This window comes from Prochlorococcus marinus str. MIT 9302, assembly GCF_000759975.1.
GTDB lineage: Bacteria > Cyanobacteriota > Cyanobacteriia > PCC-6307 > Cyanobiaceae > Prochlorococcus_A > Prochlorococcus_A marinus_M.
Window position 1 is genome coordinate 19,420 of sequence record NZ_JNAM01000006.1, and the last position, 23,218, is coordinate 42,637.

21 protein-coding genes and 2 tRNA genes are annotated in these 23,218 nt (G+C 31.6%); 9 read left to right on the forward strand and 14 right to left on the reverse strand.

Annotated features, from left to right (window positions below; translation table 11 throughout):
• Positions 1 to 3: 3 nt before the first annotated feature.
• The 4 genes from EU96_RS06140 (at position 4) to recA (ending at position 3,180) form a co-directional block, all read left to right on the forward strand.
• Positions 4 to 1,002 carry a Light dependent period protein LdpA domain-containing protein gene (locus EU96_RS06140; protein WP_032526279.1) on the forward strand — a complete coding sequence of 333 codons (999 nt, stop codon included), beginning with the start codon at positions 4 to 6 and terminating at the stop codon, positions 1,000 to 1,002.
• Between the two features lie 103 nt (positions 1,003 to 1,105).
• Positions 1,106 to 1,177 (forward strand) — tRNA-Gln (locus tag EU96_RS06135).
• Positions 1,178 to 1,193: 16 nt separating this feature from the next.
• Positions 1,194 to 1,970 carry an HAD family hydrolase gene (locus tag EU96_RS06130; protein ID WP_032526280.1) on the forward strand — a complete coding sequence of 259 codons (777 nt, stop codon included), beginning with the start codon at positions 1,194 to 1,196 and terminating at the stop codon, positions 1,968 to 1,970.
• A gap of 112 nt (positions 1,971 to 2,082) precedes the next feature.
• Positions 2,083 to 3,180 (forward strand): recombinase RecA, encoded by a 1,098-nt coding sequence (gene recA, locus EU96_RS06125; RefSeq protein WP_025915163.1) that lies wholly within the window; start codon positions 2,083 to 2,085, stop codon positions 3,178 to 3,180.
• Positions 3,181 to 3,182: 2 nt separating this feature from the next.
• Here the strand turns inward: recA and EU96_RS06120 are convergent, their stop codons facing one another.
• Both EU96_RS06120 and EU96_RS06115 read right to left on the reverse strand, forming a co-directional pair.
• Positions 3,183 to 3,428 carry a DUF2839 domain-containing protein gene (locus EU96_RS06120; protein ID WP_032526281.1) on the reverse strand — a complete coding sequence of 82 codons (246 nt, stop codon included), beginning with the start codon at positions 3,426 to 3,428 and terminating at the stop codon, positions 3,183 to 3,185.
• 29 nt (positions 3,429 to 3,457) lie between these two features.
• Entirely contained in the window at positions 3,458 to 4,906 is a 1,449-nt protein-coding gene (locus EU96_RS06115) for a DNA helicase (protein WP_032526282.1), read from the reverse strand.
• Positions 4,907 to 5,002: 96 nt separating this feature from the next.
• Between EU96_RS06115 and EU96_RS06110 the strand changes: the two genes are divergently transcribed.
• A complete protein-coding gene (locus tag EU96_RS06110; protein WP_032526283.1) occupies positions 5,003 to 5,842 on the forward strand; it encodes a prephenate/arogenate dehydrogenase in 840 nt (279 codons plus the stop codon).
• Here EU96_RS06110 and crtD read toward each other — a convergent pair.
• Positions 5,832 to 7,337 carry a C-3',4' desaturase CrtD gene (gene crtD / locus EU96_RS06105; RefSeq protein WP_032526284.1) on the reverse strand — a complete coding sequence of 502 codons (1,506 nt, stop codon included), beginning with the start codon at positions 7,335 to 7,337 and terminating at the stop codon, positions 5,832 to 5,834. The two genes, EU96_RS06110 and crtD, sit on opposite strands and share 11 nt — an antisense overlap.
• 5 nt (positions 7,338 to 7,342) lie before the next feature.
• Between crtD and EU96_RS06100 the strand changes: the two genes are divergently transcribed.
• Entirely contained in the window at positions 7,343 to 8,221 is an 879-nt protein-coding gene (locus EU96_RS06100; protein ID WP_032526285.1) for a fructosamine kinase family protein, read from the forward strand.
• Between the two features lie 6 nt (positions 8,222 to 8,227).
• Here the strand turns inward: EU96_RS06100 and EU96_RS06095 are convergent, their stop codons facing one another.
• The gene (locus EU96_RS06095) at positions 8,228 to 8,593 is read right to left on the reverse strand and encodes a CAAD domain-containing protein (RefSeq protein ID WP_032526286.1); all 366 of its coding nucleotides are present in this window, start codon (positions 8,591 to 8,593) and stop codon (positions 8,228 to 8,230) included.
• Positions 8,594 to 8,877: 284 nt separating this feature from the next.
• Between EU96_RS06095 and EU96_RS06090 the strand changes: the two genes are divergently transcribed.
• Positions 8,878 to 10,029: a ThiF family adenylyltransferase gene (locus tag EU96_RS06090; protein WP_032526287.1), complete on the forward strand. Its 1,152-nt coding sequence runs from the start codon at positions 8,878 to 8,880 to the stop codon at positions 10,027 to 10,029.
• A gap of 15 nt (positions 10,030 to 10,044) precedes the next feature.
• On the opposite strand, the gene EU96_RS06085 is transcribed toward EU96_RS06090, so the two are convergent.
• Complete coding sequence (locus EU96_RS06085) at positions 10,045 to 11,205, reverse strand: cob(I)yrinic acid a,c-diamide adenosyltransferase (RefSeq protein WP_032526288.1); 1,161 nt, start codon at positions 11,203 to 11,205, stop codon at positions 10,045 to 10,047.
• A 108-nt stretch (positions 11,206 to 11,313) separates the two neighbouring features.
• Here EU96_RS06085 and larE point away from each other — a divergent pair, with 108 nt between their 5' ends.
• The gene (larE, locus tag EU96_RS06080) at positions 11,314 to 12,141 is read left to right on the forward strand and encodes an ATP-dependent sacrificial sulfur transferase LarE (RefSeq protein WP_032526291.1); all 828 of its coding nucleotides are present in this window, start codon (positions 11,314 to 11,316) and stop codon (positions 12,139 to 12,141) included.
• Here larE and speD read toward each other — a convergent pair.
• Positions 12,138 to 12,572: an adenosylmethionine decarboxylase gene (gene speD, locus EU96_RS06075; protein WP_032526293.1), complete on the reverse strand. Its 435-nt coding sequence runs from the start codon at positions 12,570 to 12,572 to the stop codon at positions 12,138 to 12,140. The two genes, larE and speD, sit on opposite strands and share 4 nt — an antisense overlap.
• Before the next feature lie 51 nt (positions 12,573 to 12,623).
• Positions 12,624 to 13,766, reverse strand: a complete 1,143-nt coding sequence (gene recF, locus EU96_RS06070; RefSeq protein ID WP_342666112.1) for a DNA replication/repair protein RecF — start codon at positions 13,764 to 13,766, stop codon at positions 12,624 to 12,626.
• Positions 13,767 to 13,792: 26 nt separating this feature from the next.
• On the opposite strand from recF, the gene EU96_RS06065 reads away from it, so the two are divergent.
• Positions 13,793 to 13,866 (forward strand) — tRNA-Arg (locus EU96_RS06065).
• An 11-nt stretch (positions 13,867 to 13,877) separates the two neighbouring features.
• Here EU96_RS06065 and EU96_RS06060 read toward each other — a convergent pair.
• From EU96_RS06060 to rodA, 7 genes are all read right to left on the reverse strand, one after another.
• Positions 13,878 to 14,324 carry a hypothetical protein gene (locus tag EU96_RS06060; RefSeq protein WP_032526295.1) on the reverse strand — a complete coding sequence of 149 codons (447 nt, stop codon included), beginning with the start codon at positions 14,322 to 14,324 and terminating at the stop codon, positions 13,878 to 13,880.
• 3 nt (positions 14,325 to 14,327) lie between these two features.
• The gene (ppc, locus tag EU96_RS06055) at positions 14,328 to 17,297 is read right to left on the reverse strand and encodes a phosphoenolpyruvate carboxylase (protein ID WP_032526296.1); all 2,970 of its coding nucleotides are present in this window, start codon (positions 17,295 to 17,297) and stop codon (positions 14,328 to 14,330) included.
• Positions 17,298 to 17,350: 53 nt separating this feature from the next.
• On the reverse strand, positions 17,351 to 18,469 hold the full coding sequence (gene gshA, locus EU96_RS06050; protein WP_032526297.1) for a glutamate--cysteine ligase: 1,119 nt from the start codon (positions 18,467 to 18,469) through the stop codon (positions 17,351 to 17,353).
• The gene (locus EU96_RS06045; RefSeq protein ID WP_032526298.1) at positions 18,470 to 19,990 is read right to left on the reverse strand and encodes an anthranilate synthase component I family protein; all 1,521 of its coding nucleotides are present in this window, start codon (positions 19,988 to 19,990) and stop codon (positions 18,470 to 18,472) included.
• Between the two features lie 59 nt (positions 19,991 to 20,049).
• Entirely contained in the window at positions 20,050 to 20,472 is a 423-nt protein-coding gene (locus EU96_RS06040; RefSeq protein WP_032526300.1) for a photosystem I reaction center subunit II PsaD, read from the reverse strand.
• Positions 20,473 to 20,583: 111 nt separating this feature from the next.
• Positions 20,584 to 21,948: a sensor histidine kinase gene (locus tag EU96_RS06035; protein ID WP_032526302.1), complete on the reverse strand. Its 1,365-nt coding sequence runs from the start codon at positions 21,946 to 21,948 to the stop codon at positions 20,584 to 20,586.
• Positions 21,948 to 23,216, reverse strand: a complete 1,269-nt coding sequence (gene rodA, locus EU96_RS06030; protein ID WP_032526303.1) for a rod shape-determining protein RodA — start codon at positions 23,214 to 23,216, stop codon at positions 21,948 to 21,950. Before rodA ends, EU96_RS06035 begins: the two co-directional genes overlap by 1 nt.
• Between the last annotated feature and the right edge of the window lie 2 nt (positions 23,217 to 23,218).

Genomic DNA, 23,218 nt, shown 5'->3' on the forward strand with positions numbered 1-23,218 from the left:
TGTTTGAATAAAACCAAGAAGAAAAAAGATAAATGGATTAAGTTGATTTGTGGCGCGAGTAATGAAGATATTGTTGCTATCGAAGATTTATGTGCAATTTATACTGCTGCTGGTGTCGACTACATAGATGTTGCTGCTGAAGAATCTATAGTTCATGCAGCAAAAAAAGGAATCGAGTGGGCTAAAAAAATCTTTAAAAACTCCCCTGGATTAATGATAAGCATCAGTGATGGTAATGATATCCATTTTCGTAAAGCAAAATTTGATCCATTAAGATGTCCCCCTAATTGTTCAAGACCGTGCGAAAAAGTATGCCCCACCTTTGCCATTGATAATTCTGGGATCAAAGAGAGTAAATGTTATGGATGTGGAAGGTGTATAAATAGTTGTCCCCTAAATCTAATTAGTGAATATGAATATAATTTGTCAAAATATGATTTAGCGTCAACGCTCAAAAAAACAAAGCCTAATGCAGTAGAAATTCATACCGAAATCAATCGCTTAGATTCTTTTACAAAAGTTGTAAATATCCTTAAAAGTTCTGAAATTAAATTGGATAAGATATCTATAAGTTGTGGATTAAATCAATCTTTCAAAAAATCACATGAGCCCGAAGATCTTTTGAAAGCTCTTTGGAAAAGATATGATATTCTCAAAGAACTTAATATTCCCCTTATTTGGCAGCTAGATGGAAGGCCAATGTCTGGTGATCTTGCTCCAACAACAAGTAGAGATACAGTCAAGTTATTTGAAAAAATCGGTTCAGATCTTCCTCCAGGATTAATTCAATTAGCAGGAGGAACAAATGAAAAAACTCATGAATTTTTGAATTCAAACAATCTTCCAGACGGAATAGCATTTGGAAGTGCTGCAAGAAAAATTATGCAGCCCCTTATTGAATTTGCACACAAGAATAATAAAAGACTCTATGAGTATCCTGAAAGAATGGCTCTAGCAATCAAAAAAGCTCAGAAATTTCTAGAGCCATGGAAATCGAGATAATTCAAATAATATTTTTATTTTTTAAAACCTTCGCCGTGTATATAAAAACTTTGTATTTTTTTGATAGAAAAAAATCTTTTGATGTATTAAACTAGAAGTTCAATGGGCCGTCGCCAAGTGGTAAGGCATCGGGTTTTGGTCTCGACATTCCTAGGTTCGAATCCTAGCGGCCCAGTTCTAATATTTAAGTGGTGTCTTCTCAAAAAATATTTCTATTAGATTTTGATGGAGTTATAGTCGATGGAATGCATGAATATTGGCATAGTTCTTTGCTAGCCTGTGAAAAATATTTAAATTCACCGTACATCTCTTGTGATCAAAAACTTTATAAAAGAGTACCAAATACTTTTAAAGAAATTAGGCCTTGGGTTAAATATGGTTGGGAAATGGTTCTAATTGTTCACGAAATTATTAAAAAAGAAAATCCAATAAAAAATCACAATAAAGATGATTTCATTAATAATTATCATCAAAATTGCCAGAGGATATTAAAAGATAATTCTTGGATTGCAGAAGATTTACAAAAAATACTAGATAAGTCTCGCGAGTACCAAATTGATAAAGATTTTAAAGCGTGGGTGAATTTACACAATCCATTTTTTGAAGTTATAAATTTCTTGAAAGAATTAAGGAAGAGAGAAATAAAAACGGGAATAATAACAACAAAAGGAAGAGTATTTGCAGAAAAGATACTTAAACAATTAAATATTTTTCCAGATTTTATTTTTGGATATGAATCCGGAACAAAAATCAAAATAGCTGAAAAACTTACAAAAACACATAAAATACTAGGTTTTATAGAAGATAGAAAAAAAACTCTAATTGATATAAAAAACAATTCAGGAACTTCTCATATTCCATGCTTCCTAGCTGATTGGGGATATTTAAAAGAGTCAGATAGATATAACTTAAGTAATGAAATCATAATAATAAAATTAGATAATCTTGAGGAATTAGTTGCAATTTAAAGATAATCAGCTAGAGTACAGATGTACTATAGTTTGTATTTATGAAGTTTGGTTTAAATAAAAAATTCCAAATTTAGAATAATTACAAGAACTTTAACCGATAAATCAAACAATGAGTCTTGAAGAAAAGAAAAAAACTGAATCAAAAGAGAAAGACAAGGCATTAAGTCTCGTCTTAGGTCAAATAGAAAGAAATTTTGGACGAGGGTCAATAATGAGACTTGGTGACGCCTCAAGAATGAAAGTAGAAACAATATCTACTGGAGCACTCACCTTAGATTTAGCATTAGGAGGAGGCTATCCAAAAGGAAGAGTAGTAGAAGTTTACGGACCAGAAAGTTCAGGAAAAACTACATTAACGCTTCACGCGATTGCGGAAGTCCAAAAAAATGGAGGAGTAGCTGCATTTGTTGATGCTGAGCATGCACTCGATCCAGTGTATGCAGCCTCTTTAGGCGTTGATGTTGAAAATTTGTTAGTTTCACAACCGGATACTGGTGAAATGGCTCTAGAAATAGTTGACCAACTCATAAGATCGAGTGCAGTAGATCTTGTTGTTGTTGACTCGGTAGCAGCACTCACTCCAAGAGCCGAGATAGAAGGAGAGATGGGAGATCACGTAATTGGAAGCCAAGCAAGGCTAATGAGTCAAGCAATGAGAAAAATAACAGGAAATATTGGAAAATCTGGATGTACGGTAATATTCCTGAATCAATTACGCCTAAAGATTGGCGTCACGTACGGCAATCCAGAAACAACCACAGGAGGAAATGCATTAAAATTTTATGCCTCAGTGAGACTTGATATCAGAAGAATTCAAACTCTTAAAAGAGGTACTGAAGAATACGGCATAAGAGCAAAAGTAAAAGTAGCAAAAAACAAAGTTGCACCACCATTTAGAATTGCAGAGTTTGATATTCTCTTCGGAAAAGGTATTAGTACAACAGGATGTTTATTAGATTTAGCAGAAGAAACTAATATCATAATAAGGAGAGGCGCTTGGTATAGTTATGAAGGAGAAAATATTGGACAAGGAAGAGATAATACAATTATTTGGCTTGATCAAAACTTAGAAATTAGGAATAAAGTAGAATCCATTGTTAAAGAGAAATTAACAGAAGGTACTGAAGTCAGTTCTAATTCAATGAAAGCATTAAATAGCAATCCTGCTAATACAATCGCTGTTAATGATATAAAAACAGTAGCTTAGATTTATAAAGAATCAGACAAAGTCCACCACCCAGCAGCAGGGCCTACAAATCTCACTACAACCCATAAGATTACTAACCCTCCGATTCCAAACCAACTGGCCTTAATACTTAATTTAATTAGTTTATCTCTTTGATTGATGGTAAAGGGGATCCATTCAAATAATCTTGGAGACTGATCATATTTAGTCTTAGTATTGCTTTTTTTTGGAGGCAAACCAAATGTTTTTCGTCTTTTTGCTTCTCCCATATTTCTTTCGTTGTTTATAAAATCATAACCTAATCAAAAGGTAACATATAATTAATTTGTTTTGATGGTTGAATGTTTTGCAAAAGTAATCTTCCCCAGTTTCTTTTATTCGCTCTTCCATCTAAAATTATTAACTTACCTGAATTTCTTCTTAAAGGAGAAATAGATCTTTCAAGTTTTATTCTGGCTTGAGGAAGAAGGAAGTCTCTAAACCAATCTTGAGAAAGCTTTTTTTTATGAGAGACTGTAATTGCGTTAATAGGTTCTGACATATTCGGAATCGGAAGTAAAGGTATAATAATTTGTTCTGGAATTTGTATTAAATAAGAATTCATAATCCACCAATCATAACTAGAACAAAGAATTTCATTATTATGAATTGGAATTGTCTCTAGCACCACCCTCTTTCCATACATCGAGGCTAATTCTGTAGCAAGGTTAGTTTTCAAATCAATATCGTCAGACAAAACTAAAGTTAAACCCTTTCTAAAAAGTATTAACTTTTTGCATTTATCCAATATTGAATTGGTAAAAAGAGGATTATTAGGAAGGAACTGTTTAGAGGGTATATATAATGAGATCTTTTTCTCTTCAAAATTACTTTTAAAATTAATGACCAAGTCAATATCTAAACTGTGCCTTTTAAGATAAATTTGAAAAAAATTATCTTTTCTCAAAGCTGATAAAAAAAGAAATTTATTATTTGAAAAAAATTCCTTAATTTGAGAAAGTTCATCTATTGGCTGCAAATACAAATTCCAATCTAAATTTTTATCATTTAATTTTACCCAGCATGCCCAACCTTGAGATAATGCTTTGTAAACGCTTAAAAATTTATCAGAAAAGAAAGAATTTTCATGAAAAAAGTTTACAAAAAAACTAATTTCTTTTTCATCTAAATTGATATAACTATTGCCTAAGACCTTTCTCACAAAGAACTTTTTCTTCAAAGAATCATATACTTTGATGAATTTTTGATTGATTAATTCAAATTCTTTAAAATTTCTTGTCCAGTCCTTTTTAAGTAAAGAAATTCTAAAATGATTTTTTAAATCCTGTTTTATATCCTCAATTCCAGAATAAACTATTCGATGATTTCTAAGATTAAGAAAATTCGGATTTTTAAGTAAATCTTTAATTGTTATCAAGCGAACATGATGATTTGCAAAAATTAGTTGATCATTTTTAAAAATAAAATTTAAACCTAGATTTTTCAATGAATCAATCTGAAATTTTCTTATAAATTGAATTTGTTCTTCAAATAAAATAAAAGTTGAATCTTCTTCCTTTAAAGATAGAGAAATCAAAATTGGAGGGAGCCAATCATGGCTAGAGAAAATCTCTGAATTGATTAGATATGTAGAATCATTCTCAATACACTTAGCAATTATCCTCCCAAAAGAATATATGTGTTCCCAATGAATACTTTGATCTCTCAAAAACTTTTTCAAATATTGATGACTTAAAATTTCAAGCATTTATAATTAATTTAGTTTCAAATACATACAAAAATTTATGAACCTAATATACAAAAAATTGGTATGAATATAAGAAAGTCTTGAATTAATCAATCTATGAAAATTGGAATAGTAGGATTAGGTTTAATTGGTGGTTCTTTAGGATTAAAACTCCAAAGTCTAAACCATACAATTTATGGAATAGCAAATAATGAATTTAATGAGAAAAAAGCAAAGGGAAAAAAGCTTGCAAATTTTGTTAGCTGTGATTTGAGCTTACTAAAAAAATGTGAGCTCATAATTTTGGCTTTGCCTATTAAAGATTTGATCAGTCCATCTCAACGATTAGTAGCATCAATACCTCAAGAAACAATAGTAACTGATGTAGGTTCTGTGAAAGAACCAATTGTAAATGCATGGGAAAATTTACATCCTCTATTTATTGGATCACATCCAATGGCAGGAACAGAAAAAAAAGGAGTTGATTCAGGTTTTGAAAGTCTTTTTGAAAATGCAAAATGGATTATTACCCCCACACAAAATAGTGATTTAAATGCAGTCAGAACTATTTCCGAGCTAATAAAATCAATGGATTGTGAAATCTGTCAGGCTTCGCCAAAAGAGCATGATGAAGCAGTATCTCTGATTTCTCATTTGCCTATATTTTTAGCTTCTACCCTAATTGAAACTGTAGATACAAAAAATAATCAATCTTTATTAGATCTCACACAAAAGCTAGCAGCTACAGGATTTGCTGACACTTCGAGAGTTGGCAGCGGCAATGAAAAACTAGGCTTAGATTTAGCTATTAATAATCAGATTAATGTTTTAAATGCCATTAATAATTTTAAAAAGAAGCTTAATACATTGGAATCTCTTATAAAAGAAAAAAATTGGGAGTTACTTTCTAAGAAACTTGCGGAAGCAAAAGAAATCAGAGAAAAATTTATAAATTAAAATTTTCTATGCCTTTAGAAGCTAAAATTTGCCTTGAGACCATTAATGCCGACTGGCTAACACCTGCAGTTCCCTCCCCTGGATAAATTGAGTCTCCACATAACCATAAACCTTCAAAAGGCGTCCTACTGGGCAATCCAAATAAACCAAAAATATCTGGATTTTGACCAAGTCCGCCTACTATTCCATTAGGTCTATTTGTCCATTTTTGAAATCCCAACGGAGTTGCTAATTCCTTATGTAGCCAATTTTCAGGATGAATATCAAATTGTCTTTCCAATTCAAGCGATATTTTTTTTATAAAATCCTTTTTCTTCTTTAAGTAAATTTTTTTATCTAGCTCAAACCAATCTTTTGTCTTAGTAAAAATACTCGCTATTAAAGTAACTTCACCTTTTGGTGCTCTTCCATCACCATCATCACTAATTGACACAAATAAAGAACCAAATTCATTCGAAACAAATTGATAATGATTGGAGGAAGTGTTTTTAATATGTTCTTTTTTTAATGCTGAGTAAAAAACTAAAGCCCCACTTGGATCAGGCAAATTATTAAGTCGATTTTTATAACTTTGTTTTCTTTTTAAAGGATCTTTCAAATGCCTGAGCAGAGATTGAGGAGGCGCGGTATAAATCAAATCTTTTGCTTGGTAAATAAAAGTATTTCTTTTTGAATTAGCAGATACGTTCCAACACATATTTACGTCATCAAAATTTATAGAATTAACTCTTTGCCCAAAAATTATTTTAACTCCAGTTTTACTCAATGAACTTTCTAATGCTTCGCTTAAAGACTGCATTGATTTTTTAAGATGCCACAGACCATGTGGCTCTTGACACATCTGAAGAACAGTAGATCCATATAATGCTGCAGTATTATAAACGTCCTCTTGAGAGTAAAGTTTTAGTTGAAGATTTAAGAATTTTATCAAGCGCTCATTCTTGGATAATCCGCAAATCCGCAATAAATCAAAAATAGTAGATTTAAGTAAGATACCTGTGACAAGATTTGACGGTACTAGTGCTTTAAGAAGTTGAGAAAAATCCCAAAAATTACTTATTGGTAATACAGGATTATTATTAGCAAATATCCAATTACTTTGATGTATGAGGGTACAAAGTTTCCAAAATCTGCGACTCCCAGGAAACTGCATTTCTTGTTCAGCAATCCATTTACTTTTTTCATACCAAATAGGGATGGGCTTACCACCATCATTTAAATCAACAATGCAAGCAGGGTCTAAAATTATGGCTTCGGGAGATGGAATATCTAAAAAATCAAAAATTCTAGAATGTATTCCTCCTTTCTCTAAACCTGCAACCTGAGTTGCACCAACATCAAAAATATAATTCTTTCTTTTAAAAGTACCTGCACATCCTCCTGATTGAGTATGGGATTCGATTAAAGTTACTGATAAACCTTGTTTTGATAAAATTGCTGCAGAAGTTAGTCCTGCTATACCAGCGCCAACAACAACAATTTCGGACTTTCTCATTGAAAATGCAAAAATTATCCCCTATTGAAGTTAACGAAATTTGTACTGAATTAGGTGAAACCTATCCAAAAAGTATTGAACCAGTACATGGGGGTGATATACATAGTGCCTGGAAAATAGAATTCTCAAACAAAAAATTATTCCTTAAAAGAAATGATAGAACCAAAAAATTTCTTGAATTTGAAAAATATTGTCTTGAGAATTTGAGCAAGTATATTAATCAAGAAAACTTAGTTGTTCCTAAAGTTATTGCATATAAAAATATAAAAAATATAGAAATTCTTTTAATTGAATGGATAGATATGAAAAACTTTGACCAAAAAAAGCTTGGCAAAGGTTTAGGAGAAATGCACTTAAATTCAACTGAATCCAATCCAAAAATATTTGGTTATCCAATTGAGGGTTTTATCGGAATAAGTGATCAGAAGAAGGGCTGGGAAGATAATTGGATAGATTGTTTTTTAAACTTACGAATAATACCTCAATTATCAATACTTAAATCAAATGTTCTAGACGAAGAAACTATAAATAAAGTTAAAGAAAAAATTAAATCAGAATTACTTATTCATCAACCAAAAAATACACTCGTGCATGGAGATTTATGGTCAGGAAATGTAGGAGTAGACAAAAGTCGTAAGGGAGTTATATTTGACCCTGCATCTTGGTGGGCAGATAATGAGGTGGATATAGCTATGACAAGATTGTTTGGAGGTTTCAGTAAAGAATTTTATGAAGAGTATCATAAAATTTTTCCTTTAAAAGAGGGATTCGAAAAGAGAATTACTATATATAATTTTTATCACATAATAAATCATGCCAATATATTTGGCGGATCATATTTCAATCAAGTCAAAGACTACGCAAAAGAGATAGTAAATTTTTAATTTTTACTATCCTAAGTATGTCTTTTTAAGATTTTGTACTTTATCTAAAACAGCTTCACGAGTTTCACTAGTACGAAGATTCTGCCAGCTCCATTGACCAACAACAATTACACCCAGTAGTTCTAGTAAACCTGGGAGAATCGGGAAAAAATTAATCGTGTCAATAATAACTTTAATTATTATCTGAGCTATTACGACAACAGCAATTATGCCTGCCGCTTTGCCATACTTCCCCATTTGAGTCCAATCAACCTTACCAAGGGTTTCATTGACTTTCCCCATGACATCAGAGTACTTGTCTGAAAAGCTTTTAGTTTCTGAGCTTGTAGCGGAGCCGGAGTCTTGATTTGACTCTGGTGTATTATCACTCATGAAATCAGTAATCTCAATATATTGACCAGACAATAACGGAAAAAACTTCTATGTGCTACCTTTTTTTCATGTGTAATTCCGAACCGACACATTTTGTATTTTTTTGATGAACCAACATATTTAAATATTGACGATTTTTTGAAAAAATTTTATTTATAAATAATTTTCAGTATTATTTTGTTCTAACAAAACCTTAATAAATCTCATAAATATCAAACCTTTAAAAGGTTAAATTTTTTATTTTAATTATCATATCTTCATAAGATTATTTTGCGAAATTAAAAATGACAGTCTCAAAAGATATCAAATTTAATTTCTTAAACAAAGATGAACAAGAAAGATATCAAAAACATTTAACTCTCAAAGAGATAGGTTATGAGGGTCAACTAGATCTTAAAAACAGTTCAGTATTATGTATTGGAGCAGGTGGGCTTGGCTCTTCTGTTTTGCTTTATCTGACAGCAACAGGAATTGGAAAAATTGGAATAGTAGATAATGATCACGTTGAGAAGTCTAATCTCCAAAGACAGATAATTCATGAAACAAAAACTATTGGCAATCTTAAAATTGATTCTGCACGAGAAAGAATTGAAAAATTGAATCCTAATTCCAAATTAGTAACCTTTGCGGAGAGAGTGAATCCTACAAATGTCCTCAAAATAATTCGAGAATTTGATGTGATTTGTGATTGCTCAGATAACTTTGGCACTAGATATTTGATAAACGATGCGTGTCTGATACTAAATAAACCTCTAGTATTTGGCAGTGTACAAGGATTTGAAGGTCAAGTGAGTGTTTTCAATTTAAATGAAAAGAGTCCTAATTTAAGAGACTTACTGCCAGAATCACCGTCAAAAAATGCTATACCGAGTTGTGCAGAATATGGGGTCGTGGGAGTCTCAACAGGTTTAATAGGAATTCTCCAAGTGAATGAAATTATCAAAATCATTTTAAAAAAAGGTGAAATTTTAGATGGGAAAATATTGATTTTTGATCTCTTGAATATGAATATGAAAAAATTACATCTAAAAAGTGATCAAATAAATAAAAAAATAAAAAATCTTTCTCAGTTTGTAGAATTTTATAGTGACGATGAATGTTCTGGGGAAAATAATGAAATTAACCGAATTAATGCTAAAGATTTTAATAGCTTATACACAGCAAAACCCAACAAAATACTTTTAATAGATGTTAGGGAAAATGAAGAATTTTCAACTTCTGCAATAGAGGGCTCTATATCAATCCCTCTAAGTCATTTGAACCGAGAATCTGACTTAGACTTTATAAAAAAAGAAAGTTTAATTAAGGAAGTTTTTACCATATGCCAATCGGGCAAAAGATCTGACAAAGCGTCAAAAATCTTGTCTAAATTCAAAATTCAATCAAGATCTATCGAGGGTGGTATTGAAAAGGTGAAAAATACATTACGCAATTAATATTTTTAAGAATATTTAGTAATCTACTCCTCTTTTTAAATCAACTCCAACATTTGCATAATGTTTGTGGCAGACCATTTCAGAGTAAACATCAGCTAGTTCAAAATACGAAGGTTCATTTTTACATCTCCCAGTGATAACAATTTCTGTATCTGCTGGTTTTTTCAAGAGCGTTTGATGTATTGACTCCACAGGTAGAAGTTCTAAATCAACTGTTGGATTTAATTCATCCAAAATAATTGTTTTATATAAACCACTCAAAATAGCAGCTTTAGCAATTTCCCATGCTCTTTCAGCCTCAACGTAATCTATGGGTTGTTGCTGACCTCTCCATACAATCGCATCTCTGCCTGATCGCAAATGATCTACCAAATGGGGGTAACTTTCTCTCAAAGCTTCTATAGCAGCATCTTCGGTATAGCCATTACCACCTTTTAACCACTGTAAAATCAAAACTCTATGACTTTTATCTTGAGATATTCCTTTACCAATTGCTTGAAGAGCCTTGCCAAGTGCACTTGTGGATTTTCCTTTCCCTTCACCTGTATAAATCTCAATTCCACCAGTAAATCTGATTTTTTCTGGTTCTTTTGATAAGTCTCTCCTTAGATGCGGTCTCATTTCTGAATGGAGTTGCGATATTCTTACTAAAGAAGGGGGGGCTGCCCTTCCTGTGATAATTATTTCGAGTCCTTCAGGACGACTTCGAAGAGAATCAACTACTTCCTTGATATTAAGCATTCCTAAATCAAGAACTGGATTTAACTCATCTAAAACAACTACAGAATAGAGAGAACTAGCAATTGCTCCTTTAGCAATATTCCAACCTCTCTCAGCCTCACCAATATCAAACTTTGTAACCTGGTCAGCATTAAAAAATTCCGATCTTCCTGTCCTTACGTGGTCAATTAAGTGTGGGAATCCTCTTTGCAAGGCCTCTATAGCAGAATCCTCATCATATGGCCTTTCAGGACCTTTTAAAAATCTTAGAAGTAGAACTCTTGACTGTCTTTTTTCGCATATTCCTAAACCTATCGTCCTTAGTACAACACCTAAAGCAGCCTGACTTTTACCCTTACCTTCACCATCATAAATATGTAATTGCCCCTTTAATCTCTCCTGACTATCACTAGCCGTGACAATTCCAATACCTCTATTTCTACTTGTATTAGTCAATTTAACAAGGTGAATAACTTTAATCTAAGATATAGTTAAGAATATTATTAAAAATTTAATAATAAATTCAACCTATTCATAGGTAATTTGAATTTTAAAGTAATTAGCATGTTCAATCAACTAGAAATTCTCTCTGATGAACAAAGTGAAAAGCTTTATACCATTAGAAGATACATTAAGAATCTTGATAGTGTTTGTATTGCATATTCAGGAGGAGTTGACAGTACATTGGTAGCATCATTAGCGTTCGAGCAATTAGGTAGCAAAGCTATTGCAATTACTGGGATTTCTCCCGCATTAGCTAACACACTTCGTGAAGAAGCAAAAAGTCAAGCAAAATGGATTGGAGTAAAACATTTAGAAATTAAAACATCAGAATTAGAACAATCAAGTTATAGTAAAAATCCCACAGATAGATGCTTTGCATGCAAAAAAGAGCTTCACAAACACACAACCTATTTTTCTAAAAAATTGAATTATAAGATTGTTTTAGATGGAGTTAATCTTGATGATCTTAAAGATCATAGGCCAGGAATACAAGCAGCAAAAAAAGCAGGAGTTATTTCTCCGCTTGCAAAGTTTAAATTTTCAAAACAAGATATTAGGGATATATCCAGAGCATTAGGTTTCCCCTGGTGGGATAAACCTGCTCAACCTTGCTTGTCATCAAGATTTCCTTATGGCAATGAAATAACTAGTGAGAGGCTAAAAATGGTTGAGAAAGCAGAAGAATACCTCAAAAAGGGTGGTTTATCTGAAGTTAGAGTTAGATGCCAAGGCTTAACTGCAAGAATAGAAATCCCCAAAGATGAATTAAAGAATTTTTTTAAAAAATATAATCTTAATGATCTAGTGCAATATTTTTCCGATTTAGGATTTAATTGCACAAGTTTAGATCTGGAAGGCTTAATAAGCGGAAAATTAAATAAAAGCTAAACAACCGTTCTAATCTCTTTGAGAACTGCAGCAGGTGGATTTCTTTCAATAACACGCAAGAAATGTTCTTCAGCCTTCAAAGCTTCAATTAAATATTGACTAGCAACTTCTGGCATCATATATTGACCACATGTAAAGATATCGACGGCAGAATAATTAGATTCCGGCCAAGTATGTATTGAAATATGAGATTCAGCCAGTAATGCGATTGCTGTAACTCCTTGAGGGTCAAATTTATTACTTATCAAATTAAGAACTGATGCCTTTGCTAATTTTGCAGCCCTGTTAAGGGTACAACGTAAAAAAGATTCATCATTTAATTTTTCATAATCACATCTATAAAGTTCTAACAAAAGGTGTTTACTTTGATGGATTAATTTTTCATCATTACTAAACGAACTTAAAATTTGATTGTTTTTGGGGACTTCCATTAAATAAATTTATACAAGAATAAGATTAGCTAAAAATAGTAATATTAGGAATTATAAGTAAATCATTTGTGAAGACCCTAAGAAAGATTGATTAAATTTATCTAGATGTGTCGCACTTATAAAGCATTGACTATCTTTACCAACAGAATTTAGTAACAAATTTTGTCTAGTTATATCTAGTTCCGCTAAGACATCATCCAATATTAGTATTGGTGGAACATTTAATATTTTACTTAATAAATCTAGTTCAGCCATCTTTAAAGCCAAGATAAAAGTTCTTTGCTGACCCGATGAACCATATTTCCTAACTGAAATATTATTAATCAGAAACTCAATATCATCACGATGAGGTCCAAAATTACATTTACCAGTCAATGCTTCCATTGAACGCTGATTTAATAGTTGTTCTGCTATTTTCTTACTTATAACTTCTTCTTCTTCTTCTTCTGGACTAAGATTTTGTATTCCAGAAAGATAATTTATGCCTATTTGCTCTTTAGATTTACTTAAGTGATTATGCCAATATTCAACATATGGTTTTATTTTTAATAAAGCCCTTCTTCTTCGCCTAAAAATTCTTGTACTGATTATTGACATTTGAATATCAAAACTTTCAAGAATTTCCGAGTACTGGTTATTTAGGACGCTTTCTGAACGCCAAAAATGATTTCTTTGTTTTAAAAGCCTGTTAAATCTACTTATTAGGTCTAAATATACTGGTTCAAGTTGAGAAACGACTTTATCAATCCATGTTCTTCGATAACTAGGTTCACCTTTAACAATATCTATATCATTAGAACAGAAACATACGCTCTGAATATAATTCTTTATTTCACTCTGCTTTTTCAAGATTGATTCATTAACATAAATTCTTTTAGGGCCTTTTCGGAATAAATTTAACTTTAAATCATCTTTAAAATCTATTTGTCCTATGACCACAGCCATATCACTTTCATTTTCTATTAAATCTTTATCACTTAATGCTCTATTAGATTTTAATTGACTTAAAAATTCAACCGATTCAAGTAAATTTGACTTTCCAACACCATTACAACCAAGAACAATTGCTCTTTGCTCTTTTAGGTCAATTTCAAAACTTTTATGGTTCCGAAAATTTTTAATTTTTAATTTATTTAAAAAAATTTTTTTTCTGCATTCATTAATTAAATTAGCTAAGTTTAAAATATTTAGAATTTCTTTAAAGAAATTGAAAAATTAAAGGGCATGTAGCTCAGTTGGATAGAGCATCAGATTCCGGTTCTGAGAGTCGGGGGTTCGAATCCCTCCATGCTCGTAATATAATTTTTAAAGTTTATATCCCATTACTCTTATTCCATTTGGATTAAGTATGAATCCACTTTCTTCTAAACTTTTGAACGAAGACACCGGAGCTTGTACAGAAATACTGCATCCAGGCATTTCTCTATTTATTTTATCAAGAGTTACTTGCAACAATATTGAATAATAAAGTTGCTGATTATTATCTGAAGCTGCACTTAAATTCCATAAGTTAGCATTCAATCCCCTGTCGGATGTAACCCTTACAAAGCCATATAATTTATTTTTTAATTGATTCTGTATGGTAAAAAAGAAATTACTTTTTTGAATAGCTTCAGAAAGCGGCTTTATTGGAAATGTATCGCAACCACAATTAGCTAAAAGTTTGTTTACTTCTTTAGCTAATGGGATCTGAGAAGAGTTAACAAAATAACCTTCTGGAAGAATAAGTTTTTTTTTAGGAAAATATTGCAATTATCAACCTGTATTTCTCATACCTGCTGCTATTCCGTTAATAGTTAGAAGAGCCCCTCTCAATAATTCACTTCTACTATAGGCTCTTCTAGATTCATCTTTATCAATAAGAAATTCGCTAATTGGAGGTTGCCTTGTTTGATCTCTAAGTCTTCTTAAAAGTGAAACCTGCAAAAATCCCAAAGGAATGATTGTCTTATTTCTTAAGCTTACTGAAGATTTTAAGTCTCTATCAGCTTCTAGAAGCTTATTTTTACCAGTAATTTCAAGTATTAAAGATTTTGTAAGACTATATTCTTTAGAAATTACTTCAAAAATAATATCAAAAGAATCTTTATTTTCTTTACTGCCAAGAGTATCAACATAATATCTAGCAACTTCCAAATCCACCTTAGATAATGTCATTTCTACCTTAGATATGAGCATCCTAAAAAATGGCCATCTTTGATGCAAAACTCTTAATAATTCAATTTGTTGTGGGTCTGAATTTAATTCAGATGATAATGCAGTTCCTACTCCAAACCAACTTGGCAAAAGAAATCTACTTTGTGTCCAACCAAATACCCATGGAATAGCTCTTAAACTTGACAAATCTTTTGCACCTTTTTTTCTTCTAGCAGGCCTACTAGATATCTGTAATTTGCTTATTTCTTCTATTGGCGTGACCTCTTGAAAGAAATTTAACAAATCAGGATTCTCATACACTAATTTTCTGTAGTGAGACCTTGATGTTTCTGCCAGCCTAGACATTAATTGATTCCATTCTGGAGTAGCGTCAAGTCTATTATTTACCAAACTATTTTGAATAACAGCTGTAGTAACAGTTTCAAGATTATACAAAGCCAGTTCAGGAAGACTATATTTAGAAGCTAAAACTTCACCTTGTTCTGTTATTTTAATTCGCCCTTTTAAAGTACCACTTGGTTGAGCCAATATTGCCTGATAGGCTGGTCCTCCCCCTCTACCTACAGAACCGCCTCTTCCATGAAAAAGTCTTAGTAATATATTGTTTCTTTTTGCAAGATTTTGAAGAGCTATTTGGGCTCTATGAATTTCCCAATTACTAGAAACAAATCCTGAATCTTTATTACTATCAGAATATCCAAGCATTAATTCTTGAAGAGGTTTAAAAGATTCTCCAACTTTTGGCAATAATGATCTATAAAAATCTAATTTAAACAACTTTTCCATTACATCTGGGGCTCTTTTAAGGTCTTCAACAGTTTCAAAAAGAGGAACGACTAATAATTTTGACTTTTGTGAGTTCTGATCAAGGAGTCCCATTTCTTTTGCCAGTAAGAGAACTTCAAGCAAATCAGATGCACTATGACTCATTGAAATTACATAAGAATGACAAATACGACTCCCAAATTCTTGCTGCAGTCTCTTAACCATTTTAAAAACTGAAAAAGTTTCTACTGTAGTTTTTTTCCAGTTGACGTCAGAAGGAATTAAAGGCCTTTTTGTATTTAATTCGTCTATAAGCCATTTGATTTTCTCATCCTCAGACATTTGGTCATATTGCACAGATAAATCAAGATATTTTGTAAGCTCTTGTATGGCATCACTATGCCTTGTACTTTCTTGACGAATATCTAAACTTGCTAAAGAAAATCCAAAAATATGGACCTGAGTAAGTAATGTGTTTACCGCCTCACAAGTCAAATCTGTGCTAATAAGGCTATTTTTAATTAGTTCGAGATCATACGTAAATTCGTTTACTGATTTGTAATATAAGTTTTCAACTTTATCTATATTTTTGGTATCCATTTCTCCCTCTAAGTCAAATTTCCAGCCACTATCAGCTAATAAATTATTCCTTTTTTGTGTTAACCTCAATTTTTCTAGCATATAACTTAATTTCAATCTATAAGGTTCTGATCTGTATCTTGTCGCTCTAGCTTCATAGATTTCTGGAAACTTAACCCTATCTGTCTCTAATGACTCCAATAGAGCAGAACTTACTTGACTCCATTGCATTGAGACACTTAATTGATCTCTAAGATTAGATGTTGCAGTAATATATCTTTCCAACATCAACTGCCTTTGGTAGCAAGCAGTTCTCCATGTTATGTCCGGAGTGACCGATGGATTACCATCCCTATCGGAACCAACCCAAGAACCGAAGTTACAAAAAGATTCAGAGGGCATTTGAACATCTGGATAATTTTCGGCTAGTGCTTCAGCGATTCTGCCTCTCAATTGAGGCATTGCATTAAATAAAACTTGCTGAAAATAATGCAAGGCATAATCTACTTCGTCTAAAACTGAGGGTTTGAATTGATGCAATTCATCTGTTCTCCACCAAAGTCTTACCTCCTCTTTTAATTGGATTTTTAGAGAATTTTTTTCTTCTTTTGTTAAAAATTGTTCAACCTGTATTTTTTTTAACAAATTGGCGACTCTGGTCTGCTTATGTCTAATCGTATGTCTTACTATCTCGGTAGGATGGGCAGTAAAAACTAACCGAATATCCATTTCCTGCAATAAAGCCTCTAATTTTCCAGGTGGTACATTTAATTTCCTAAGCCTATAAAATAATTCCCTAAAAGTTACTGGAGCATTTTGTCTAGCCAATGCTGGGGCAAAAGGATCAAGATTGTCTGGCGATTTTTGAACATTCTTATTGGTAAAGCTTTGAATATATCTATCTTCCTCCACTCTTTGTTCCAAAATATTCACAAGTTGAAAATATAATGAAAATGCCCTTGCTGCTGCAATGGATTCTGCCAAATCCATAGAATTGACAATATCAACTATTTCTTTTTTAAAAGTTTTTGAACTATCACCTTCAATTTGTTTTGAATAACTTAATTCTTTAAGCTGTATCAATCTCTCTGCTTGATCATCTGGGCATTCTTCTCTGAGTACTGATTCCCATAGATCCTCTATTAAAAGACGATTTTTATCAAGTGAATCATTATTACTTATAAGATCCACATTATTATTTTTTATCTGTTGAAAGGATTCCATATAATCATTATGTCACAAGTGAAAATGTTCAGATCAAAAGTTTATTTAAATAATCAAATATTCTCGTTTTCACTCTTGATCATATCTTCGATAGAAATTTTCATTATCTGTTCAATAGAAAGACCTTTTTCATATTGCTTAATCCATTTCATAGATTGATTACCTTCCTCAAGGACTTTATAGATAGGTTTCAAAAGATGTTTCATATTAAATTTTTCTGCGGTGGATGATAAATCTGATAATAAGTCTTGAATCCATTCTCTACAAATAACTTTACTGCCATTTTGCCAGTGAATTAACTCTGAATTCAGACTATCTTTAGCAGCATTAATTTCATTGCTATCACATATTTCTGATAATTCATCAATAGAAAAAATACTTGCAGTCAAAGGATCTAAAGTATTTAGATTGTCAAAAAGATGTAAAATCCTTAGTTCTAGCATAGCCGTTATCCCTAGTAGCAAATTAATATCATGAACAAAATCACAAATTCTTAATTCTAAACGATCAAGAATTAAAGGCCTTTGAGGACCATTTGGTCGGATTGAGGACCAAAAATGCCTGATATTTTGCATATTCTTATTATCTATATTTTCCTCGATCCAATCTACATAGCTATTATGATCCACGAAAAAAGGTACGTTACTTGGTGTTTTGGGAAACTGGATCCATCTCTGAGAGTGATTATCTGTAATTTTATTATTTAAAAAAGGTGAGCTAGCACTTATTGATAGATATAAAGCTGCCTCTGATCTTATCAATCTTATAGCAGCAAAGAGCTTATCTAAGTCATCTATTCCTATATTTATGTGCACACTTGAAGTTGCAATAGAGATTCCATAATTATCTTGTATAAATTGATGATAAACATTTTCAATATCTGATCTTTGCAATTGAATATCATGTTTAAAACAAAGAGTGGATGAAGGAATTATTGTTAACCCTTTGTTGCTAAGCCATAGTCTTAAATTTTTTCTTGGAGTTATTAATTCCTCGTATAAAAACTTATAGTCTTTTTCAGGTGTTGTGATGTATTCAACATTCCTTTTATCTGGCTCTTTCACAAAATTAGAAAAATTTTTCTCAATATCAGCTGAAATACCAATATGAGAATTTAAAGAACCTGTAAAAAGTTCCACTTCAAAACCCTTATATAGATTATTTTTACTCATTTAATTATCCAAACAGGCTAATGATTTTAGAATTCCCTTAGCTTTATTTATTGTCTCTTGATATTCATTTTCAGGTGATGAATCCGCAACTATTCCAGCGCCTGCCTGCACTGACACATTATAGTTTCCATCTTCTGAGGGTTTAACTATCATAGTTCTTATTGTAATTGCCGTATTTAATGCACCGTTAATATCAATCGATCCATAAACACCCGCATAAGGTCCTCTAGCATCTTTTTCAAAATGTTTAATCAATTGCATTGCTCTTATTTTTGGCGCGCCAGTTACTGTCCCTGCGGGGAAACATGCCTTTAGCAAATCCCATACATCAGTGTTATTTTTTAAGATTCCCTCAACTTCACTAACTATATGCATAACATGTGAATATTTCTCAATAACCATTAAATCTTTGACCTCCACAGTACCAACTTCACAAACCCTCCCAAGATCATTTCTTCCAAGATCTATTAGCATTACATGCTCAGCTATCTCTTTTGGATCTTTTAATAAATCTTTTTCAAATTCTAGATCTTGTTTATTATCAATACCTCTAGGTCTTGTACCAGCTATTGGTCTTAAGCTTGCAACAATCTGACTATTTTTATTTTTTTCAGCTTTTACCATTACTTCAGGACTTGAACCTATCAGATACCATGATCCAAAATCAAAAAATGACATGTATGGAGAGGGATTCACCATCCTCAAACTTCTATATAAATTAAAAGGAACATTATTAACTTGAGTTTGAAATCTCTGACTTATAACAATTTGGAAGATATCTCCTTTTCTTATATATTCTTTTGCAGAGAGAACTGCATCCTCAAAATCTTTTTTCTTCCAATTACTTTTAAGATCTAAATTCAAATTCTCATTTTCATTCCAATCTAAAAACTCGTATTCTTTTAGAGGAACTTTCATTAAATTTCTAGTTTTCTGAATTTTAGAAATTGATTCTAGATAAACTTCTTCAACAGAAGAATCTTTTAAAGAAGTTGTATCTGAGTAAACTACTGCGGTTATACATCTTTTGATTTGATCGAAAATAACTATCTGATCAAAAAACATCCAGGAACCATAAGGTATATTGTTTTCTTGTATTTCATTTATTGGAACGCTTGGTTCTATCCGATTAATTAATTCATAACCCCAAGACCCATATAATTGTCCAATTGATGGTAAGTCATTAAGCATTAATGATTTATATTCCTTTGTCCAAGTTCTTAAAATATTAAAGGGATCCCCTTTATGAATTTCAGTTTTTCCATTATTCCACGTTTTAACTATTTCTTTTCCATAACAAACCGCTTCCCAAAGGGGTTTGGTTGCTATAACACTCCACCTACCCAAAGTCTCCCCACCTTCAACAGACTCAAGAAAAACACCATGTGAATCCTTTTCTGACAATTTTAACCATGTCGATAATGGAGTCTCTAAATCTGCTGGCCAAGTTTGAGTAATAGGTATAAAATTCTTACCTTCCTTGTGAGCCTTAAAAAAATTATCTTTATTTGAGCTGATCATACTAATAATGTCAACCCAAATTATAATTACATTCTTCTTTTATATCAACTTTGAGTAACTTAATCAAAAGTATTCTTAGTTGTAAATTTCAACCCAGCTGGATTAGGATTCTCACCTATTCGCCTTGGGTTATGACCAACTTTTTCCCTACCCTCATTAACTTTCTCAGGGAAAACACCATCTTTTGGATGTAAGAATTCCATATCACCACCAGGGAAAATTCTGTAAATTTTGAAGTCTTCAATTCTTGGCTTGAAAGCTCGTAATTGTGTACCTAGTGCAAGACATTGTTCTTTTCTTGCAAAGTACATTAAATTATCACCTTCATGCATAATAGCGGCACCACCGGTAGGTAATTCAAATGCTTGTTCTTTTGAACTATTCCATACAATTGCATATTTTTCTTCGGTTTCTGCTGAGTTTAATAAACCCCCAGTACTTCCTATATGCTTTGGAAATTGACCAACTAAAGTTTCCGTCATCCTAGATTTTGAGTTATTTATAATAAGAAATTAGCATTCATATTTTACAAAATTCAAAATTTACAAGAAAGTTTCTACATTATTTAATAAATGTAGAACTTATTTCTTATTTCATTTTGAATCAGAAATCGGGAAAAATACTGTCAAACCTGTATCACGCCTTTGTGTAACATGCCCTCCTAAACTAGCTAACAACTTTTGAGTAGCATTTTGACTTAGTTGTAAACTTCCTGTTTGAGGGTTCCAATTCAAAACAGGTCCAATATCAGAACCATTTTCTTTTTTTAGTATTTCGTTACTGTTACAATCTAATTTTTGTAATTTTAGTTGAAGTTTGAGTTTTTGGCCAGCTGGTCTTAATTCTAAAATCAATGTACTGCCCTCTTTCAATCCTCTAGTATTTTTATCAATTAATCCCCTTAACATTAATTCTAATTTTTCAGAATCACTCAAAATTTGCGGAAGTTGACTTGGGATGTCTAACTTTAAAGAAATCCCACGTCGATTTAATTGTTTATCCCATACAGGAGAAAGTTTTTTGAAAATTTCAGCTAAATTAATTTTTGCCAAGTTATTGAACGAGGGGACTTCATTACTTACTAATTCTGCAGCATTAAAAATTAAACCGAACCTATCAATTTGTTCATTACATTCATTATCTATTTGAATCAAACGATTTCTCATTGATTCATCCATATTATATTTTTTTAAAGTAGAACTTATTAGGGTTCTTATAGTGGCTAAGGGAGTTCTGACTTCATGAGAAATTGCACTTAACAATTTTGCTTCAGTTATTTGTACATTTTTTTTATCGTTTTTCTCAGAATTCTGGATATTATGGTTTGGACTCAACTTTGCTAATTTTGCCGATAATATTGGCCAAAAAATTTTTTCAAATTGATTATTAAAATTAAGATTACCTAAATTATTGATTGCATTACGAAATTTAACTCCTTCCTCATAATTTTCTTGATTTAACTTCGTATGCATTAATTCAATTGAAATTTTTAAGCTGGCTTCATCACATTTCATTATTAGGATTTTCTCATCTTTTTTACCAGCAATTGATAATATACATTGAAAATTTGGGGTAATTATCATCAAAAAAGGTTCATAACCATCTTTCTGACTTAGATTTAAGACTTTATAATTACTAAAGAAATCACAATCCTTTTTTATCTTAGCTGAATGATCGGCTGGCAAAAAACCTGCATTATCTTTTTGAAAGTATGGAAACCCCTCAGGTGACCATAACCAACCTTGAAGTTTATTAAAAAATTTTTTATCATTAAGAGCTGGCAAAGGAGAGGCAACCCAAAGACCTCCCTGTTGGTAATTCTGAGAAAGGAACTCTTTTTGAATAACTTCTAAAGAAGCCCACCACATTCTTCTAGAGGTATCATCATCTACATTTATAGTTTCAAATCCCTTAATTAAAAGATCTTGAATCTTTTTTATAGTAATTTGTGATTTCATCAATTTCTTAATGATCTAGAGCGTTTTAATATAGATAAAACAAATCCAATAGATATAAAATTAATCACCAAAGACGTTCTACCATAACTCATAAAAGGAAGGGGAATTCCAGTGACTGGTCCTAATCCAATAGTCATAAATAAGTTAATAATTATTTGGAATAAAAAAGTTGAAGCGATTCCAATAACGATTAGAGATTCAAAGTCAGTCCTAGCAATTGTTGCAGTATTAATAAGTTTTTTGATCAAAAAAAAGAACAACAATAAAACTATTATGCATCCCACAAAACCCAACTCTTCGCCTAAAGCACTGAATATAAAATCAGTATGTTGTTCTGGTATAAATTGCAAATTTGTCAGCTTACCTTGCAACAAACCAGTTCCAAAAAACCCTCCAGAACCAATTGCAATTTGACTCTGTATCAAATGATATCCACCACCTAAAGGATCTGAATTTGGATCTAAAAATAAAACTAATCTATCTTTTTGATATTCTTTTAAGCCATGTTGCCACAAAATTGGTGTCAATTTTGCCACCAATAAATGAAATAAAATAGCGATAGCAGAAAAAATAATTTTCTTTTTCGAAGATCTATAAGCAAGATATCCTATAAATGGAATCCAGAAAATAAGAAGAGTTGGTAAGGTTAAATATAATATAGAAGTATTAATACAAAAAACTAATATCAAAATCCACTCTACGGGCATTTGCGACCAATAGAGCATCACGCCTGTCAAAACTAATAAAACTAAAGAGGTACCTAAGTCTGGTTGAAAAAAGATTAATAACCAAGGAATAATCACTACTAATAAGGGCAATAATAAATCTCTAATAGTTGAAATTATTTTTTTTTCTAGGACTAAAGCAAGAGTTAATACAGTGCTTAATTTAGCGACTTCTGAAGGCTGAAAAGAAAAGATGCCCAAGTTTATCCATCTTTGAGCTCCTGAAACTGAGATCCCAAAAAAATAAATTAGAAATAAGGATATTAAAGTACACAAATAGAATGGAATTAAATACTTTCTGATTCTCTCTAACGGTATATAAGAAATAAAAAATGCCAAAAAATAACCTAAAAAACCAGTTAAGATATGACTTAAATAATTCGATACTAAAAAATCACGCTGAATACTTTTAATTAAGAAACCTGAAATAATTACTAAAAACAGGGGAATTAAAAGAAGTGGGGAAAATAAAAATCCTCTACTAAAGTTGTCTTTTTTTTGTAAAAATCCTCCCTTATTTAACAAAGAAATTCTCCTTAACATCA